The sequence below is a fragment of the Methylobacterium sp. GC_Met_3 genome (assembly GCF_026540775.1).
GTDB lineage: Bacteria > Pseudomonadota > Alphaproteobacteria > Rhizobiales > Beijerinckiaceae > Methylobacterium.
Genome location: NZ_JALNUL010000029.1, coordinates 36058 through 53532 on the forward strand (window position 1 = coordinate 36058; position 17475 = coordinate 53532).

Annotated in this window: 25 protein-coding genes and 2 pseudogenes; 11 read left to right on the plus strand and 16 right to left on the minus strand. The window is 63.0% G+C overall.

Going from position 1 to position 17475, the window contains the following annotated elements:
• Positions 1-164: 164 nt before the first annotated feature.
• A complete protein-coding gene (locus OXS27_RS23675) occupies positions 165-350 on the minus strand; it encodes a hypothetical protein (RefSeq protein WP_267359079.1) in 186 nt (61 codons plus the stop codon).
• Between the two features lie 183 nt (positions 351-533).
• Between OXS27_RS23675 and OXS27_RS23680 the strand changes: the two genes are divergently transcribed.
• The 4 genes and pseudogenes from OXS27_RS23680 (at position 534) to OXS27_RS32585 (ending at position 1798) form a co-directional block, all read left to right on the plus strand.
• Positions 534-779, plus strand: a complete 246-nt coding sequence (locus OXS27_RS23680) for a hypothetical protein (protein WP_267359081.1) — start codon at positions 534-536, stop codon at positions 777-779.
• 8 nt (positions 780-787) lie between these two features.
• Positions 788-862: pseudogene (locus OXS27_RS32685) on the plus strand (transcriptional regulator); the annotation flags it as partial.
• Positions 863-873: 11 nt separating this feature from the next.
• A complete protein-coding gene (locus tag OXS27_RS32690; RefSeq protein WP_267359083.1) occupies positions 874-1686 on the plus strand; it encodes a hypothetical protein in 813 nt (270 codons plus the stop codon).
• Positions 1622-1798 carry a hypothetical protein gene (locus OXS27_RS32585; RefSeq protein WP_346733011.1) on the plus strand — a complete coding sequence of 59 codons (177 nt, stop codon included), beginning with the start codon at positions 1622-1624 and terminating at the stop codon, positions 1796-1798. The genes OXS27_RS32690 and OXS27_RS32585 overlap by 65 nt, the downstream gene beginning before the upstream one ends.
• Before the next feature lie 6 nt (positions 1799-1804).
• Here the strand turns inward: OXS27_RS32585 and OXS27_RS23690 are convergent, their stop codons facing one another.
• A complete protein-coding gene (locus OXS27_RS23690; protein ID WP_267359085.1) occupies positions 1805-2137 on the minus strand; it encodes a hypothetical protein in 333 nt (110 codons plus the stop codon).
• A gap of 16 nt (positions 2138-2153) precedes the next feature.
• Positions 2154-2384: a hypothetical protein gene (locus OXS27_RS23695; RefSeq protein WP_267359087.1), complete on the minus strand. Its 231-nt coding sequence runs from the start codon at positions 2382-2384 to the stop codon at positions 2154-2156.
• 151 nt (positions 2385-2535) lie between these two features.
• Here OXS27_RS23695 and OXS27_RS23700 point away from each other — a divergent pair, with 151 nt between their 5' ends.
• Entirely contained in the window at positions 2536-3021 is a 486-nt protein-coding gene (locus OXS27_RS23700) for a hypothetical protein (protein ID WP_267359089.1), read from the plus strand.
• Between the two features lie 60 nt (positions 3022-3081).
• On the plus strand, positions 3082-3375 hold the full coding sequence (locus tag OXS27_RS23705; RefSeq protein WP_267359091.1) for a hypothetical protein: 294 nt from the start codon (positions 3082-3084) through the stop codon (positions 3373-3375).
• 446 nt (positions 3376-3821) lie between these two features.
• Here OXS27_RS23705 and OXS27_RS23710 read toward each other — a convergent pair whose 3' ends face one another.
• Positions 3822-4091, minus strand: a complete 270-nt coding sequence (locus tag OXS27_RS23710) for a hypothetical protein (RefSeq protein ID WP_267359093.1) — start codon at positions 4089-4091, stop codon at positions 3822-3824.
• A 593-nt stretch (positions 4092-4684) separates the two neighbouring features.
• On the opposite strand from OXS27_RS23710, the gene OXS27_RS23715 reads away from it, so the two are divergent.
• Complete coding sequence (locus OXS27_RS23715; protein WP_267359095.1) at positions 4685-4831, plus strand: hypothetical protein; 147 nt, start codon at positions 4685-4687, stop codon at positions 4829-4831.
• 79 nt (positions 4832-4910) lie between these two features.
• Here OXS27_RS23715 and OXS27_RS23720 read toward each other — a convergent pair whose 3' ends face one another.
• Positions 4911-5381: a regulator gene (locus OXS27_RS23720; RefSeq protein WP_267359097.1), complete on the minus strand. Its 471-nt coding sequence runs from the start codon at positions 5379-5381 to the stop codon at positions 4911-4913.
• Between the two features lie 465 nt (positions 5382-5846).
• On the opposite strand from OXS27_RS23720, the gene OXS27_RS23725 reads away from it, so the two are divergent.
• The 3 genes from OXS27_RS23725 to OXS27_RS23735 all read left to right on the plus strand — a co-directional run bounded on the left by OXS27_RS23725 (position 5847) and on the right by OXS27_RS23735 (position 8114).
• Complete coding sequence (locus tag OXS27_RS23725) at positions 5847-7238, plus strand: HD-GYP domain-containing protein (RefSeq protein ID WP_267359099.1); 1392 nt, start codon at positions 5847-5849, stop codon at positions 7236-7238.
• Between the two features lie 272 nt (positions 7239-7510).
• Positions 7511-7654, plus strand: a complete 144-nt coding sequence (locus OXS27_RS23730) for a hypothetical protein (RefSeq protein WP_267359101.1) — start codon at positions 7511-7513, stop codon at positions 7652-7654.
• A gap of 196 nt (positions 7655-7850) precedes the next feature.
• Positions 7851-8114 (plus strand): hypothetical protein, encoded by a 264-nt coding sequence (locus OXS27_RS23735; RefSeq protein WP_267359123.1) that lies wholly within the window; start codon positions 7851-7853, stop codon positions 8112-8114.
• A gap of 22 nt (positions 8115-8136) precedes the next feature.
• Here OXS27_RS23735 and OXS27_RS23740 read toward each other — a convergent pair whose 3' ends face one another.
• The 3 genes from OXS27_RS23740 to OXS27_RS23750 form a co-directional block, all read right to left on the minus strand.
• Positions 8137-9303, minus strand: coding sequence for an alpha/beta fold hydrolase (locus OXS27_RS23740; protein ID WP_267359103.1), 1167 nt, complete (start codon positions 9301-9303; stop codon positions 8137-8139).
• 327 nt (positions 9304-9630) lie between these two features.
• Positions 9631-9840, minus strand: coding sequence for a hypothetical protein (locus OXS27_RS23745; protein WP_267359105.1), 210 nt, complete (start codon positions 9838-9840; stop codon positions 9631-9633).
• 60 nt (positions 9841-9900) lie between these two features.
• The gene (locus tag OXS27_RS23750) at positions 9901-10137 is read right to left on the minus strand and encodes a hypothetical protein (protein ID WP_267359107.1); all 237 of its coding nucleotides are present in this window, start codon (positions 10135-10137) and stop codon (positions 9901-9903) included.
• 218 nt (positions 10138-10355) lie between these two features.
• Between OXS27_RS23750 and OXS27_RS23755 the strand changes: the two genes are divergently transcribed.
• Positions 10356-10856 carry a hypothetical protein gene (locus OXS27_RS23755; protein ID WP_267359109.1) on the plus strand — a complete coding sequence of 167 codons (501 nt, stop codon included), beginning with the start codon at positions 10356-10358 and terminating at the stop codon, positions 10854-10856.
• Between the two features lie 15 nt (positions 10857-10871).
• On the opposite strand, the gene OXS27_RS23760 is transcribed toward OXS27_RS23755, so the two are convergent.
• From OXS27_RS23760 to OXS27_RS23795, 8 genes and pseudogenes are all read right to left on the minus strand, one after another.
• The gene (locus OXS27_RS23760) at positions 10872-12899 is read right to left on the minus strand and encodes a hypothetical protein (RefSeq protein WP_267359110.1); all 2028 of its coding nucleotides are present in this window, start codon (positions 12897-12899) and stop codon (positions 10872-10874) included.
• A 192-nt stretch (positions 12900-13091) separates the two neighbouring features.
• Positions 13092-13598, minus strand: a complete 507-nt coding sequence (locus tag OXS27_RS23765; protein WP_267359111.1) for a phage tail assembly chaperone — start codon at positions 13596-13598, stop codon at positions 13092-13094.
• Entirely contained in the window at positions 13543-13773 is a 231-nt protein-coding gene (locus tag OXS27_RS23770; protein WP_267359113.1) for a hypothetical protein, read from the minus strand. The genes OXS27_RS23765 and OXS27_RS23770 overlap by 56 nt, the downstream gene beginning before the upstream one ends.
• Positions 13763-14737, minus strand: coding sequence for a hypothetical protein (locus OXS27_RS23775; protein WP_267359115.1), 975 nt, complete (start codon positions 14735-14737; stop codon positions 13763-13765). Before OXS27_RS23775 ends, OXS27_RS23770 begins: the two co-directional genes overlap by 11 nt.
• A gap of 10 nt (positions 14738-14747) precedes the next feature.
• Entirely contained in the window at positions 14748-15257 is a 510-nt protein-coding gene (locus OXS27_RS23780) for a hypothetical protein (RefSeq protein ID WP_267359116.1), read from the minus strand.
• Between the two features lie 140 nt (positions 15258-15397).
• Positions 15398-16480: a hypothetical protein gene (locus tag OXS27_RS23785; RefSeq protein ID WP_267359117.1), complete on the minus strand. Its 1083-nt coding sequence runs from the start codon at positions 16478-16480 to the stop codon at positions 15398-15400.
• Positions 16477-16797 (minus strand): hypothetical protein, encoded by a 321-nt coding sequence (locus tag OXS27_RS23790; protein ID WP_267359119.1) that lies wholly within the window; start codon positions 16795-16797, stop codon positions 16477-16479. The genes OXS27_RS23785 and OXS27_RS23790 overlap by 4 nt, the downstream gene beginning before the upstream one ends.
• Before the next feature lie 177 nt (positions 16798-16974).
• Positions 16975-17475, minus strand: a pseudogene (locus tag OXS27_RS23795) (hypothetical protein); the annotation flags it as partial.

A 17475-nucleotide genomic window follows, 5' to 3' on the forward strand; every position in this document is an offset into this window, starting at 1 on the left:
CGGGAGCTGTGAACATTCTCAACGGTCTGGGCTGTGAACACCCCCAGCTCATGGTTTTGGTAGCCGGACTCTTTGCTGCTGGCGTGGTCGCGGTACTAGGCTGAAGCCATCCTCCACCCGGTGGAAGAGCTATTTAAGTCGAAGTCCATTGAGCGGGACTTTAGCTAAGCACTGTTCTCTTTGACCGCTTGAGTGATAGGACTCTGAAGATCCTGTGCAATCTGCTCACCGGCCATTTGGAGAAGGATGCGAGCGACTAACAGCATCTCGCTCGTGCCGTGCTTCTTAACCGCCTCGAAGGCGGCGATGCAGGCATCGACCATAGCCTCCGGCCCCTGATCCTCGGTCATTTGTTTCGCAGTCCGTAATTCTATTGTCCCTCTATCTCAGGACCGAAACTGTTGCACAACCGGTAGTTTTAGATGGGGGACATGCGGTTGAATGCTGCATGGCACGGTTGCGCATGATCATATAGCTCGCAACTCAGGTGCGAATTAAACGTTGCCGGTTGCGAAGCTGAGGAGTGCATGAGCATGCCGAAGGACGTCGAGTCAGCGGCTCATTCGAAAGCAGCTGCGCTGCAGCGCGTCGCCGATGCTCTCGGCGTGCCGGCTGCAAGCTTTACTGCCGACGTGCCGGCCGCCTCCCGCGTAGCTGAGACAGCCGAATTGCTGCGCCTCTGGACAGCGATCCGTGATCGGGATGACCGCAAGGCGCTCCTCGCAACCGCTCGCGACTTAGTCAGCGGATATGACGTTGGGCGTGAGGCTGCGGAGTAGCGCCATCCGCCCTTGAAGTCGCCGGCGTCATCTTCATCGAGGAGAACGGCGAGGGGCCAGGGGTGCGGCTGAGGAAGACCTGAGAGGCGAGACCATGTCCGACTCGATCGTGGATCCCAGAGCTGCAGGTCCCGCGCGCTCGGCCGACGAACTCGATCGGATGCTGAAGGCGAACGAGCGCCGGAAGGCCCGCCACGCGCCGGTCACCGTCTCGCTGCGGCGGACAGGCGCCGGCACGCTCGACCTCGACAGCCCGCACGATGATCCGCAGGGCTGGCTGATCCGCCTCGGCGACGCTTTCGGCACGCGCTCGGAAGCGTTCGCCGTCGGGCAGCTCAACCATCTGCTCGGCATGGTGCGCCCGGACGAACGGACGCCAGAAATCGAGGCGAACACGATGCTGGCCGCGGTCGAGGCTGTGCGGCCCGAGAACGAGCTCGAAGGTATGCTGGCCGTGCAGATGGCGGCGACGCATCGGCTCGCGATGGAATGCCTGCAGCGTTCAGCGGTCGCTGCGACGCCGGAGGAAATGAAGGCGAACGGCAATCTCGCGAGCAAGCTGCTGCGCACCTACACGGCGCAGATCGAGGCCCTGGCGAAGGTGCGGCGCGGAGGGGCCCAAAAGGTCACCGTGAAGCACGTCCACGTGCACGAAGGCGGGCAAGCGATCGTCGGCAACGTCGATGCGAACGGCAGGCTGGGACCCGGGGCACGGGAGGGGGGTAAGAGTGAAAATGGACCACGACCCCATACACCCGGAAATGGGCGAGCCCTCGCGGCTGCGGAGGGCGCCCCGCTGCGGAGCACGGACACGGAGCGGGAAGCCGTGCCAGTCACCGGCCGTGACGGGGAAGAAGCGATGTCGGATGCACGGCGGCGCGGCCGGAAGCGGGGCTCCGAGCGGTAACCGGAACGGCAACTATCGGAACGGGCAGCGGACCAGGGCTGCGGCCGCGATCCGGCAGGAATGCCAGGAGGTGGTGGCAGCCTCGCTAGAGCTGCTAGCGCAGCTCTCGTAAGGAGGTCTATTCGCTTTCGGTGTTATCGATTTCCCGCTCAGCAGGAGGTATCTTGAAAACTGCGTACACTATCGCGGCAACAACGGCACCAAGCTGAATAATTGTGGCCCCAATGATGGCCATCAGGACATGCTCAGTAACAAGTCGGTCAGCCGGAGCCATCAATTTATATGCAATGAAATAGTAGTCAACCGCCGCGAGGGCGGCGGTCAACAACACCGTAAACAGCACCGATAACCGGAAGAGCTTTAGAAGCTCGTGCGCTATTTGCTCGCTGAGAAGTTGCTTCCTGAGAGGGATCGTCCCAGCCAAGCGGCTAAGCGGTATCGGATCGTTCATCGTCGGCAGGGCTGCCTTAAGCCCTCAGCGCCACTGCGATTTCTTCGCCGACGGGCTGCCCCTTCCCGCGCACTGTGACAATGCCATCAGACTGACGTGCCTGATCGGCCGCCACTTTGGCGAGCGCAAGGGCTTTGCGGAAGACGGCAGCCGTAGTCGGCGCTTTGAGTTCGGTCTTCAGGGCTCCGATTAGGGCAAGCGTCTCCTCATCGGCCACGAAGGACAACTGCTTGGTTCTATCGGTCATAACGAGGGGTCTCCGAAAGGCGTTCGGGCCATTACCATAGTGGAAAAACCGCGCAACAGTCAATCATTAACCGCGCGCTCACCACTTGGTTTCCGCGTGGTTTTCATATAAGTGAGCACTGTGCGGTGACAGCGCAAGGGATTTTGTTCTGATGGGCGAGATCGTGGAATGGTCGTGTGACCCGGCCGTCGAGTTTGACGGCCAGGCCCTTGCGATCCTCACCAAGATGGCAGCTGCCCTTTTGGGGACAGCGCAAATCATGCGTGCAACTGATTCCTTCGAGACTCGCCAGCGAGGAATAGAAATAGTCGAAGATTTGGCGCCCCATGGTGAAATGCTGAACGAGCACATCGAGCATCTCGAAAAATACGCGGAAGACATCCTTGATGCACTAATGGAAGATGAGGAGGGATATTTCTCAAATGAGAGCAATTTGAAAAAATTCACTGTTACGAGCATTATCAAAAAGAAAAAGAGAACCATAAGAATTCAACGTTTCCTCGTTACCAAGGGCAACCTCGCTGTGGCGCCTGACAACGACATGTTAGCTTTGGAATGTCGCGACGGGGCGCTTTCTTGCAGCCTGAAAGAGCCAGGGATTGTTCCGGAACGGGTGCGCAAACGAGCACTGGGGTAACGCGCCCGAAACACCTGACCATCAACTCGACACGCACGGCCGTGCAGCTATCCTGCCCCCATGCGCACTACCCTCGCCGCCCTCGCTCTCGTCGTCGCTGCCGGTGGGGCACAGGCGGTCGAGCCAACGGCGAAGCAGCTGATCAAGGCGTACACCGCAGCGGATGAGGCATGCCGCGGCTTGCCGGGCGAGACCGCTACGGCCGAGTGCGATCGCCGCGGCAGGCTGAACTCGCGGCTCAACCAGATCGGCCGGTGCTACGGCAAGGCGAACCAAGACAAGTCGGAGTTTGCCTGGCACGAGTGTACGTCCCATTCGAACCGCAACAACGATCTGGTGCCAGCGTCGCACTGATGTTCAATCGCCATCACCGCTCGGCCCCGCACTGATCTGCTCACGGGGCGGGGGAGCGCCGCGCCGTCTAGCGCTGCAACCGTTGGTCGGTACACTGGAGGGCGATGCATAAGCTCGCCCCCGGCAGCCTCCCCCGCCTGCAAACCCTCTCGACGCTGGGGCCGCGCTTCTACCGAGCCTCAGTCTACATGCGACGGTTGGAAAAACTCGGACTGGTCGCGACCACTGGCCGATTGGATCCAGCCTTTAACGGCGTCGAGTACCAAATCACTGACGCTGGCTGTGCCGAACTCGAGAAGCGGTATGGACCTTCCTCGACGACGCCAATCGAAGGCTGACGTCACCAGCGTGTGAGCCGATACGCGACGGGGCCTCGAAGGAGGCCCGGCACGCTAGTCTATCGACGCCGCGTTGAAGCGGATGGCAAAGCGGAGGAAGGCCGATAGCTAGATCGCGTGTCTTTGGTTGTAGCGCTGATCGGCTATGACAGGCGATTCGGTCGTCACGAAGTCTAGGCGGAACAGGGGCACCTGATGCTCGTCCGTGACCTCGATGTGCCAATCTTGACCTAAAGCGATCTGCTGCGCGTTGTCACGGATAACTTCGCCCGCGAACTGAACAGCCTCGCGCCGAGCCTCATGCCAATTTGCTAGCTCGGTTCCAGTGTCATCGGGCGAACTGCGTCCGTCCCGGACATGGAAGAAATAAAGAGGCATGGGCGATCCGCGATAGGGGGCGGAAGCTCACGCATCTCCCAGCCGCAAGCGCCCGGATCAGTTTGCCTGCGATGGCTTATCTTAGGCCAAGCGTCATCGCGCCGCCTTCAAGTGGATTAGAATAACGCCTTCCGCGCAGGTCAGTCATCATCGACTTCCGGGGCCTCGTAACAGAGGCACGCGAACTCGACGAGGCCGGCGAGAATTCCCAGGACGCAGACGGCTTCGACGTGCATCGATCGCTCCGACGTAAGTCCCAATTCCCAGATGAGGGAGATGCGGAGCAACAAAGCAGCTTGTGTCTCACTGTTCCATCTCGGCCATAGAAATACCCGCCGCGGCAGGGCCGGGCGGGTTCAGTTGCCATTGGGGTTTCGAAGGCCCTGGGATATCCCAGTGCTGAACTGAGTCGCGTCACCCGTTTGAGGGATCTCTCAGCTTCAATCCGCCCTCCGCATCTGCGCGCCGCTACGCTGTACGACGTCCTGACACAGCTTCCCGCCGGTCTAGGTGCGGACGCTGGTCTCAGGTCCCACCTCTTCCCGATAGCGTCGGCTGCGCCATGTCGTTCGCCTCGCAGAGGAGACCCATCGATGGACCGTGAGCGCGATCGCGACGTAGCCGAAGACCTGATCGAGGATGCCCGAAAGGTGACGGGCGACAGCGAGAAGACGGAGCGGCCGGGCCAGGGTACCGACCAGCCCGGCGGCGACGATCCGGTCCCGACACCGAAGGAGTGACGGCTCCCAAGCGTGGGCCCTGCTTAGCCGGGCTCAGGCATGAACTTGGGAGCCGCCGCAGCTCACGCCCCCTTGCCCATTAGGCAGGCCGCCCCGCGGCTTTCGCGGATGTCCCGTCCTCGATCTGAGCATCAAGCTGTGCCTTGAAATCGGCGATCCCGAGGATCTGGGTGGTCTTCCCATTCTCGTCGAGGAACTCGTACAGCGCATCTTCGATATTCCGGTTGCTGAAGAAAACGATCGCGTCCTGATCTCCGCCGCCTTCCTCATGAGGTTCGCCATGAGCAGGGCCTGAGACGAAGCTACCGGTGGGTCGGATCTCTTTCAGTTCGCCATTCGGGCGGTAGAACCGCAACTCGCCCTGCATGACCAGGGTGACGTAGGGGCAATGATGTCGGTGCAGCATCACGCGCTGGTTGGCGGCGAATTTGAAAACGACATCGACGATGCGGTTCTCTTCATCGACCTTGTAGACGAAGAAGGCGATGTGATCGAGCCAGGGGAGAGTGCGCCAGGTAATATTACTCTGGTCGAAGCTGTGCAGGTCCATGCAAATTCCTCCGTTTTGTTTTTTTGGATGCGGCAATAAACGGAGCTTGATCGCCATGAACCCCGCTAATTACCGAGCCTGATCCTTCTGCATCGCTGGGTCAAACTCGGCCTATGCAGGTCTGCTACCCAGGCGGGTACGGGTCGCCAAACGGGTCACCGAACGCCTTTCGCCGAAACAGCGTGCGCCAGCGTCACTTCTTGAGCGTTCGTTGCTCTCCAATCGTTCCTGCCATCCCGCGCATTGGGCTGATCCGACAGCGCGGTGGGTACGCGTCCCCGGCGTCCACTCACCCTTCCGAGCGGAAGTAATTTATACCCTGAGATGTGTCGCTTTCGAAAACACAATCTTTAGTAGAAGTTGAAGGTGCGACCCTTTAACCACCGTGCGAAAAACATCATTTGAGTGTAACCGCGTTAATCCTTCTAGATCATCTTGACGATGCTATCGTGAAGGGCGTTCAATATGAAGCGCATTTTATTTGAGCCCCCTAACGCGCTCAATAATGACCTGCGGCTGTCAGATATCCTCGCAGCGCTGAGCCACGCTCTCGATTTGACCGAAGGGCAACCGGCCGGACATTGCCTGCGTGCGACCTACATCGGCATGCATATCGGCCGCGCGATGGGCCTGCCACAGATCCAGCTGTGGGAGCTGTACTATACGATCATGCTCAAGGACCTCGGCTGCTCCAGCAACGCGGCCCGGATATGTGCGCTCTATCTCGCCGACGATCTCAGAGTGAAGCATGATTTCAAGACCGTCAGCGACAGCCTCCCACAGGTGCTGGGCTTCGTGTTCTCACACACCGGTCTCAAGGTCGGGCTGGCCGAGCGGTTTAAGGCGATCCTGAATATAGCCCGCAACAGCGGTACCTTGGTCGAGGATCTCATCCAGACCCGATGCCAGCGCGGCGCCGAGATCGCCGCCCGAATGCGCTTCCCCGCGGCCGTCTGCGACGCGATCCACGCCTTGGACGAGCACTGGAACGGCAAAGGTCATCCCGACCAGCTAGCCGGTCCAGCGATCCCGCTGTACGCCCGCATCGCGTTGCTGGCGCAAGTGGCTGACGTGTTCCATACGGCGTCGGGCCCGGAAGCGGCGTTGGCCGAGGTACGGTCTCGCGCCGGCACATGGTTCGATCCGTACACTGTGACTTGCTTCGAGCGAGTCGCGGCCGAGCCTGGCTTCTGGCAGGTCCTGCACTCGCACGAGAGTGTCACCGATGCGGTCTCGGCCCTGGAGCCTGCCCAAAGTTTGATCGTCGTCGACGAAGACTACCTCGACGACATCGCTCGTGCTTTCGCCCAGGTGATCGACGCCAAGAGCCCATTCACATCCGGACATTCCGAGCGGGTGGCCGTCTACGCCGACATGGTGGCGGCCGAACTCGGGCTCGATCCAGTCCGGCGGCGCTGGCTTCGTCGAGCGGCGCTGCTGCACGACATCGGAAAGCTCGGCGTCTCGAACACGATCCTCGACAAACCCGGCAAACTCGACGAAGCCGAGTGGCGGGACATGCGGGCCCACGCACTCCTGTCCGAGACGATCCTGGCACGGGTAGGGGCCTTCCAAGAGATGGCCCGGATCGGTGGCAGCCACCACGAGCGGCTGGATGGTAAGGGGTACCCCCGAGGTCTGACGGGCGAGGAGCTTGCCCTTGAGACACGTGTCGTCTCGGTCGCCGACGTGTTCGATGCACTTACCGCCGACAGGCCGTACCGAGCTGCTATGCCACTCGAAAAGGCTCTGGAGATCATGCGTGCCGATCTCGGCGCAGCGTTCGATGCAGATTGTTTTGCAGCGCTGGAGCGGGCTCTCGCCGCAATCGAGGGCGATCTGGCGCGGGCGGCATGACATACGCGTAGACATCTGTAGCTTCCGAGATGTCACGATCCGACGCGTACTGCGCATCTTTACGGCAAGTTAACCGCCGCTACCCCACCGTACCCTCAGCGATCGGCTCTGGCCGCGGGCCGGAAGAGCAGCACCGGGGTTGGGCCTCGGTGCTGCCTCGCCGGCGCAGTCGCGGCAGCTCGGCCGGCATCACATTTCTGCTGCGATCACCGCGCCACCTGGGCGCAATGATGGGGGGCGGCTTGTCCGATTGTGCCGCCGGGAGTACCCGCATGCGCAATACCCTGTTGGCCCTGCTGGCCGTGATTTCCGTCATGGTGACGCACGCCGTCTATAGGCTGCTGCGGCTGCCCTTCCGGCTCGTAGGTGGCCTATTCCGGCACAAAGCCCCACCGGCCCGGCTGACGGCCCTCTAACCCACAGCCGGCATGATGCTGTCGAGCCGCGTCGCGTAACGGTCAGGCTCGCCGCCGGTGAGATAGACGACCTCTCCCGCCAGCCCGTGATCAGATCGGGCGGCGGGGCCGGACCGGCGACACCAGCCTCAGCGGTTGCCGGACCCCACCGGCGTAGCTGAGATCCCCCAGGCAACCCTGGGAGGTCCCCATGCTCATGAACATAGATCCACTGATCGCGGTGGGCGTCGTCGGAGCCACCGCTGTCACTGACGCGGCCTACGTTTTCTTCAACGCAGCCGTTACCGCCCGACGGCGCATCCCGGCCGCGAACTGGTCGGCGTGCTGGTACCTGCTCTCCGCGTTTGCCGTGATCAGCTACACGGAGAACGCGGTGTACGTAGCCTTCGCAGCTTTGGGGTCGTGGCTGGGTGCCTTCGCGTCCGTGACGTGGCTCGTGCGCCCTGCTCCACCGCGATAGAGGATCCTTGGCAGCTAGCTGCCTACTTCCCAGAGGCAACGGACTTGGAGGTGGCCGAGTCACGTTGGCCTGGAAGGCTGCCCAGGAACGTGCCTAGCTGATCCGCCCAAAGGTCGGCGTGAAAGATACCCGCATGGCCCCATCCACCCGGCAACAGAACGAAGTGGCCCGAGGGCAGGCTTGCGACAGTCTCCCGGGCCACAGGCAGCTGCGCCGGGTTCACTTGGTCGTCCGCGAAGTTGATGGCGAGCATTGGTGCCTTGATGCGGGCGACGTCAGGGGCCGGGTCGTAGTCGGCCGAACTCTCGTAGTCGTACAGCGCGTCTCCGGCATCGCGCCCCCGGTACTGTGCTGTCAGCTCGTCCTCGTAGGCCAGCGTCTTGGCTCGGTCTGGCCCGGCGGCCTGCAGTCGCTCGGGCGTGCCGACCATGAGGGCGAACATCAGTGCTGCACTGCGCGTCCAGGCGGTCGGCGGGTCCGCACGGTCGTATTCGCCACCGTTCCACTTCGGGTCGCTGCGCACGGCGTCGGCCACGATCTGGCGCCACATCAGGTTCCTGCCGCTGATCTGCATCGGCATGCAGGCGATCGGCATCACCCCATCCATGGCATCCGGGTGCTGCTCGGCCCAGAGCCACGTCTGCATGCCGCCCTGCGAGATACCAGCGACGAGCCGCAGATGGTCGATGCCCATGGCCTGTAGCATGGCATGCTGCGCCTCGACCTGATCGCGGTAGCCGTAGTGCGGGAAGCGCCCGTGCATGCCGTCTGACGGCTTGGTGGAACCACCGAAGCCGATGCCGTCCGGCAGCACGACGTAGTAGCGCTGCACATCTAACGGCTGGCCCGGCCCGAACAGGTGGTTGGCGAGCGTCGGCACGAGGAAGGTCTTACCCGTGCCGGTCGTGGCGTGGAGCAACAGAACCGCGTTAGTGATCTTGCCGCCCGCATCACGCTGCGGTGTGCCGAGCGCGGTGTAGTGCAGGCGCAGTGGGGCCAAGTGCTCTCCATTGCGGAACGCGAACTCGGGCAGTTCCACGTCGCCATCGTGCTGCACGGCCTGAAGGCCGGGCGCAGCGGCCCCTATGGGAGCAGCTGCTGGCGGATCCGCGCGGGCAGGGAGGACCGGCACTGAAAGCAGGAGAGCGGCTGCGAGGAGGGCGCAGCGGTGCCTGTTTCGATCGACCATGCGGCGTCCCCATCCCTGGTTTTGTTGACCGAGCCTCTGTCAGAGGGGGGGAAACTGCAAGCCATGGCGGCGCTGGGAAAGTAACAGGGCGAGCACCTGCTCAACGCGAACCGCGACGGCCTCCTGCCGGCAGCCCATTATGCTCGGCCATCGCCAGGATGAGCGTGCGCTGGTGCGCCTTGAGGCGTTCAAGTAGGGCGTCGAACTTGTCGGACATCGGCCGGCTGTAGTCGCGAGATCGCACCTCGACAATCTGACAGCCTCAACATGCAACCCTTAGACAGTACCTCTGCCGAGAGGCGCCCGCTCTCAAGCTCCTCCTGTTACTCAGGCTCCCCGATAGCCCTTCCCATCATCACGAGGATGCTCATGAGGCAGAGCTTCCTGATCACCCTCAGGCGCGCCCATGTCGCCCGGTTCGGTGGCTCCCGGTGAGCGTGGTCCCTCTACCGTATCTTTGACCGGAAGATCCTCATAGGCACGCTCACCCGGCGGTGTCTCAGCGGGATCGGTCTCAGGACGCTTCGGATCGATCATACTTAGACTCCTTCCGACGCTCACAGAGGCGAACCAGATTTCGATTTCGTCTGCGGCTGCTTATGGGCGGGCAAGCTTGTAGGGCTGCACCACCTTTGGCTGCAGCTGGCTTTGGACAGCCTCGGCTTGATCCGGCGGTAGCTCCTCGATGCTCATCTGGAGGCTCGGTCCGACGACCTTCCCGAAAGCCTCGCGAGCATCGGTCTCATCGTCCGCCAGCACGATCATGAGGTGCGTTTCAGATACGGTGTCGTTCGGCGGGGGCAACGTCATCTGCTGGGCAATAAAGATGGGCATGATGCGATCCGTGCTACTCGGCTACCCCGAGTGTCGATTGAGAGCTTCTTCTCCAGCCGCGCGTGCCTCGTCCTCGCTGGCATAGGTGCCATCCGACATGATGACCGGGTTCAACGGCATGTCATCGGCGTCGAAGAGATGCCACTTGAAGCGTCCGGGCTCCGAAGGATCGGGCAGGACACGGACGACGGCAGGCGGGGCTCTATCCATTGCCTAGCATGCCACGCACGCAAGCCGGTTCCAAGGTGCGGTTCAAGATGGGGCATCGAACACGGGCTGAGCAGGACGACCTCGACAGCCTCGCTCGCTCCGCCCATCTTGCCGGGATGCGCTACGCCCTCGCCGTTGCCGTGATGCTAACCGCCGCGCCGGCCGTCGCCGAGCCATGGGCACGACATCCCGATCTCAGCCGGCCGCAAGTTCCGATGGCGGACAACCCTGACGAAGGTCCTTCCGGCGACCGGTTCACGAAGAGCTACTTTGAACGCCTAGACCGGCTTGGCTTCGCCTGCGATGCTACCGACACAGCAGGCCGCCATGTCGCGGTTGATTGCCGGAACGGGCGCGGCAACACCATTGCCTACCGCGGCCAGTTCGTCGGCGCCGGCTACCTGCAAGTCCAGTCGGCGACAGTGGACGGGCGCCGGCAATCGAAGCCTGCTCTCGTCAATCATCAGACGAGCGTATGGAACGGGGAGCTTCGGTCCGCTCCCCATTAAACCTATGGCTAGCGGTTAGACGGTCGCCGACTGCGCGTTCTGAAGCGCCAGGCTGTGCATGTTGCCGAACGCGCTTTCCATGATCCGAGCGGCCTCCCTTGGCCGATCCGATCCGGTGATGTTCGTGGTGGTGTTGAAGGTCTGATGGACCGCGCGACTGGACTGATTATTGTTGATCGTTGAGAGCGCCGGGTTCGGCGCAGGCTGCATGATCGCGTTCACGTCGAAACCGCCAGGGTCCATGCGCGGTAGGCCCGGCAGATGGATGCGAGGCGCAGCACCTGAGCCGTCCGCCCCTCTTACCTCAATCTTCGGCGCCGTGACCTGAATGCTGGACTGCGCAGCGCGCTCGATCACTCCCGATGCCGGCTGCCGCTCAAGTGGCATTGTTGACGCCTTCGGATCGACCTTCTGCATCAGCTCGACGGCAATGCGATTGTTAGCGCCAACGAGTGAAGCCCACTCGCTGCGAAGCCCAACCGAGTCGGCTCCGCGCTGACGGGCTAGGTTCGCGCCAATGCGGTCCTGCATCTTCTCGTCAAACAAGTCGGTGCCCTTGAGCCCGAGCTTGCGCATCTGGTCGCGCAGAGTGTCGCCGACGATTTGATATCGGCCCATCGCGGACGAGTTGGGATTGCCGGGCTGCCGGCGCATGTGGTTCCCCAACGCCAAGATCTCGTCCAGCGTCTTGGTCGTGAGTGTCTGCTCCTGACCGCCCGGCAGGTAGCGGCCATAGCCAAGGGACGTGTTGTAGCCACCGCCTGGCGCCTTCGCCGTCCCCTCTGACCGGGCGATGTGATCCAGCACGTCCTTGTAGGCGCCAGGATTGGCCGCCACGCCGCCGGACTGGTCGCCGCGCATGGCACGGACGGCACGGGCACGAAGGCCGCCACGGGCGTCCGCAGGCGCATTGGGATCCGGCTTACCGCCTAGGATAGTTGGGGCATTGCGCTCGTACCAAGAGCGGTTGTCCTGCACGGGGCCTTGGCGAGCGCCCGGCGTCGCCACGACGCCGGCCCCCGTGCTTCCGGGCGGTAGCACGCCCATCTTCTCCAGCAGCCATGTCGAGGCCGAGCCGACGCCCGACACCTCCTTGCCCGCGAATTTGTCCAGCAGGTTCGACACCTGGACGGAGGCCTTCGCGATCCGCTCGACCGCAGTGGCGAACCGCTCCACGCGTTCACCAAAGGCGTCCCACTTCTTGAGGAACGCGTCTCCGTTGCTGCCGGTAATGCTCTCAATGAACGCGCCGATCTTCTCAGCCACCCACACTAGGGCCTTGGAGATCCCGTCCATGATGTGCTCGACCTTCTCGGGGTTCGAGCGGATCCAGTCCTGGAAGCGATCCACAATCGCCTTCAGGGCCGGAGCAAGCGACACCATGAGTTTGTCGCCGAGGGCCGAGGCGGTCGCCTGTAGCCGCGTCAGGGACCGCTGGAACGCCATGGAGGCCTCGGCGGCCTGCTCGCTGTTGACGCCCAGCGACTTCGTTGTGGTGTCGTACTCGGCGCGGTAAGCCTTAATCTGCTGAAGCTGCCGCGAGATGAGGTTGTAGTCCTCCTCCGAGATGCCGGCCAACCCGGCCTCGCGGAAGCCCACGTCGTAGGGGTGCTTATTCAGCTTCTCGACGGTCTGCAGGAGCTGTTGTGACGTGTCGGCCGTCATGTCCACGCCGAGGCTCTGGACATAGGACTTGACCCCGCTGTTCTCGCGGATCGCCTTGGCGAAGCTCTCGACCGCGCCGATCGCTTGCTGCGAACTGCCACCCACCTGCTTGAAGGCGTAGCCGAGGCTATTCAAGCTCTGGACGGACGCGCCGGTCCGCTGCGACACGAACCCGAGGTGGTCGAAGGCCTGCGTCACTCGGTTGGTCGCGTAGCTGACAGCCGTCGCCATGGCGGTGGCGGCCAAGGTGAGCCGGCTCATCCCGGCCATGAAGTCCTTGTTGCGCTGCTCGCGCTTCCGAGTGGCCTCTTGCTCGGCCTTCTCCTTCTCCTGAGCGGCGGCAAGGGCTGCCCGCGCCTCCTTCAGGTTGGTCTCCATCGTGAGCTTGGCGATCTCCTGCTCGGTTTTCGCGCCGGCCCACCGGGCATCCTCAATCCGCTTCTCAGCAGACTTCACGGCGGCCTCGTAGTCGGCGATCGACTTCTTGGCGGTGTTGAGAGACGACGTGTCTACGTCGAACCCGAGGGCGACCGCGAATGACTGGATCCAGTTGTCTGCCATGGTCAAGCCTCAGTGTAGCCGTGTCATCACTGCGCGGATCTCGGCAGGCATCATGTCGCCGCCGCCCTCAATCCATCGCTTGACCGTGAACCCGAGCGCGTAGCCTATGATCTGCTGTAGGGCCGCACCGTCGATATCGGCGAAGGCCGGTTCCGCGTTGCCATTCGGCCAGACCGGCACCCATTCGCCGGCATGCTCGCGCGTCAGGCTTCCGCAGCTCGCGCGCTCAATCATGTCGGTGTCGTTGTCCGTCAGGTTGCCCCAGCCTCGGAACACCGTCGCCGCCACCTTCGGCACATCGAGCTTATTCCGCAGCTTGAATTGATTGCCGGGCGCCAGGACCAGCGGGACGGCTTCCGCGATCAGCGGAGCGAACCGGCGCAGGATCCGGGTTTCCGTCTGCGCCGGCATGCGGTCGAACCGATAGCGGTTGCCGGCGATCTCGAATTCGGGCGCCATGTCAGTGCTCCTGACGGGCCGTAGCAGCGCGGACGACGAGATCACGTAGCCGTTCAAGACTTTCAGGCTCAAGCCCGCCTTTGAGTGCGAACCCGGTCAGCACCGTTATTGCGACTTGCGTGCAGATCTCATCGTCAACCTCGATACCGTAGATACTGAGACCGGCGCGGACGCCCTTCATCGCGCCGTCGAAGGCCACGGGGTCGAGGAAGTCTGGATCGTCATTGTCCATTGGTCGGCATTCCAATCCCGCGCTGCGCTTGAGCAAAAGAAACCGAGCCAGCAGATAGCTGAACGCACACAAAGCTCGTGAAAAATGGTTCGCCGCGCGTATCACCATTATGCCCGACGTACATGACTTTGTATCTACCGTCGGCTGCAATACCAAACCGATCCAATAGAGCGTTGTTCGGTGCGCCCGTGATGCTGGGATCGTACTCGGCGGCTTGGATCGACTTTTGATCGATCTGAACGACACGGCCCGGATAGATCTCACCGTTGAGCAACGCCTGCCCTTCGATCCCCTGAATGGTCTGGACTGGCAGCCCGATGAGACCGGTCCGCGAATTCAAAACGATGTCATCGCCCGGAAGCGCCTTGTCGTTGGCGAGGATCTGAAGATTGCCTTTCTGCACGCTCCACGACGTGTGGGTGGCGAAAGCAATCTCTCGAAGGTGGTCTCTGGCATTCCCCCATAGGGCACAGCCACGAGGAAACTTGACCTTTGAGAGCGCATCCTTGTCGATGTAGCCGATGCCGGCGCCCAGAGCTTTCATCGCATCCGCGCAGACCATGGCACGATCATAATAGGTGTGCCCGGCAGACAAAGTTTTGTTGACGATGGCGTAATTTCTCGGCCCACTTTTGTCGGTCGCCAGTAGCGCCAACACCTTGTCGGTCACATCGACACGAAGATTGCGAGCCTGTTGGATCTCGCCCTTGAACAGAACATAAGTTGTTCCGCTGGCGTAGCCCGCGCTTACCGTTACGGTCTTGCCTCGAAAGAACGCCGGTTGCGTGCTGCTATCCTTCAGATTGAATATGCCGATCCGGGCGACGTTCGGCGTCGATGTGTCCGCCATGGTGATGTCGAACGTCATCTTCAGGCCCTGCCCGCCGTTCTCATCGCCGAGATAAGTCCACTTCGCGCCGCCCTCGATCTCAACGGACATATTGCGCAGGTACTGAAGGGTCATCAGCTTGCCCCTACCCGCCTGAATTGCCGCGCGTGATCATGTAGGTGAACGACCTGCGGTAGGAGCCCGTGTCGATCAGGGGTTTCGTGCCGGTGCGCCCACGGCGGATCCGAGCCTTGATCGTGCGCTCGGCCAGCGGGGCAAAGGCGCCGTCCGTGATCTGCTCCTGAACCGCTGCCACGCCGATCAGGCCGATGGCGTTGAGGGCATTCTCAGGGGCTGCCAGGTCGCCTAGGAACGCCGCCTGAGCCGCCTTCTTCAGACGGGCAGCAGCCTGCTCGCGAATGCTCTCAATCCCCGGCACGAGGTGCGGGCGAGCGGGCAGGTTCCTCTCCGGCACACCATGCTCGAACATGTAGCCGAGAGCGGCATTGCCGATCGGCGCCTCGCCCTTCTCGGCTGGGTGCATCGAGTCGCCGGGAATGCCGATGACAACGCGTTTGCTCAGCTCGCGCAGCACCGACTGCGAGAACGGGGAGAGCTTGGCGGGCGTGGCCGTGAACTTGGATCGGATCGGCATGATGCGCCTACGTGTTGCGGTGGCCGGCGCCGACCCTGGAAAACAAGGGCCTCACCGGCATGCGGAGTTGGATTGTCGAGGCACCTGCCGCATGGCCTCGCCCAGCCCGTGGAAAGCCAGGAGCCGCACCCGAGGAGGACTCACCCGAGCGCGGCATCCGCGTTGGTCTGAAGGGCTCTCAGCAGGCCCGACCACCGATCGGCATGACCCTGCCTAGGACCGGACTCGGCGGTCTCGGGGAATGCCGGACCGAGCATGCCGCCCTGCCCAAGACGCTGCATCTCAGGACGGGCGCGGATCGTACGCACACCACCAGAGCCGCCGAGATCGTAGACGACACGTGCAGCCATCCGGGCTCGCTCATAGACCCGCTGCGCTTCGGCCCCTTGGATTGCGACATCCTCGATCATGACCGAGACGACTTCGCCGGCCGCCTGAGTGACGGCACGCTCGGCCTGGTCAGCGACTGAGCGCTTGGCAGTGAGATCCACGTCGAGGGCGCGAGCAGCCTGCCGCGCGGCATCCGCATGAACCCTGGCGCGGTCCTGTTCCCGGCGGGCATCGAGACTGTCGGCATCCGGGCCTAGATCCGGCCGAACGCCGCCTGCCGTAGCCCAATGCAGGATCTTCTCGGCAAGCGTATCGGCGCCACGCATCTCCATGGCGACGCTGACGGCGGCCTTGCTCTCGGCATCCGCCTCAATGGCCTTGGCCTTAGCGACCGCGTCAGTGGCAAGGGTGACTGCCTGCCGGGCAAGATCACGAACCCGGATCGCTTCCGCCAAGCGAGCGCGCGCCTCCATCTCGTCTAGAGGCGGCAGGAAGGGCTTGGGGGGCGGCGGGAGCACCGGAGGCGCCTCGGCGGCGCGACGGGCGTCCTGAGCCGCCTTGAGGGCCGCCAGGGGCAATGCCGCTTCCGCCTGGACAAGGGAGGGCGGAGCAATCGGCGCTGCGGCTGCGACGGCTGTTGCGGCGCTCTCTCTGCTGATCCGTTCGGCGTCCTGGACACGCCGCGCGATCAGAGCTTCCAGCTCAGCATGGTTCTGCGGCATGCGGGTGAGCGGGACCACTGTCGTCGCCGATGCGACCGGCTGAGAGACGATCGCGGCGGGGCGCTGCGGGTGATGCAGGGTTCGGTCCACCGCAGGGATGGCCTCGGCCGGACGGGCGGACGCCGTGGTCGCGGCGCTCGGGGCGAAATGGTGCACGGGTTCTGCGCTCACTTGCCGGCCCTCCCGTAGAACTTGTCGGCGGCTTCCTGCGTCGCCTTGAGCTGCTGACGCTGGCGCTCGTTGCGATCCGCATAGGCCTGATCAAAAGCTGCGCGGTCGCGCATGGCCTGAGCTTCGGGGGACTGAAGGGCGTTGTGTGCCCTCATGATTGATCGAGACTGCGTGATGCGGTCGACCTGCTCAGTGATGCCCTTGATCGTGTCGCAGATCTTGCGCGTACTGTCGGCGAGCTTCTGCGTGCCGCTAACCCGACGACGCGGGGTCACGACATCTCGCATCGGCACGTCGATGACTACATTCTGGCCCATGATTGACCTCCATAGGTGTTGAGACTTGTGGGGATGCGCTCGCCGGCCGGGAGCAGCGCGGCGGGCGAACACCGCGCGCTCGACCTGCCGGCTCGCACCGGACGCAGGGACAGGAAGGAACCCGCATCCGATTCGGTGATGATGTTGGCCTCAGCTCGGCCGATGGTGAGCGTCACCTCAGTCATCCAGCAGCCTCGCCCACATGTCTGGGTCGTAGTCGCCGGGCTGCTTTTGCAGGCTCACCAGCACGCCCGCTGCGGCATTCGCCACGTCGTCGTGCGCGCCCTTCATCTGCGGGTGATCGATGATGTCCTTGCCGCTGCCGCGGGTCGTGCGCCGCTCCAGCGAGACCAGTTGCTGCTGAAGGTTCGGCACGTCGAGTAGCCGGCACCGCATGCTGTTCAGTAGCGGTAGGAACTCGCGGTAGATGTCGGACTTCGATCGCTCCGAGACCTCGTAGGTGATCCCGCGCGTCTGGAAGCGCTCCCGCGGCCACTCGCCGGCATAGCGGTCGCCTACGACCCGGCTGACACCGTAGGCTTTGCAGAGGGCCGAGAACTCCTCCACGATGGCGTCGGGCGAGACCGAGCGGATCTCCCGCACCGCGTCGAGGATCGCGAGATCTCCTTCGCCATGCCCGATGGCCAGTGTCATCGCGTCGGCGCCACCGCCGGCTAG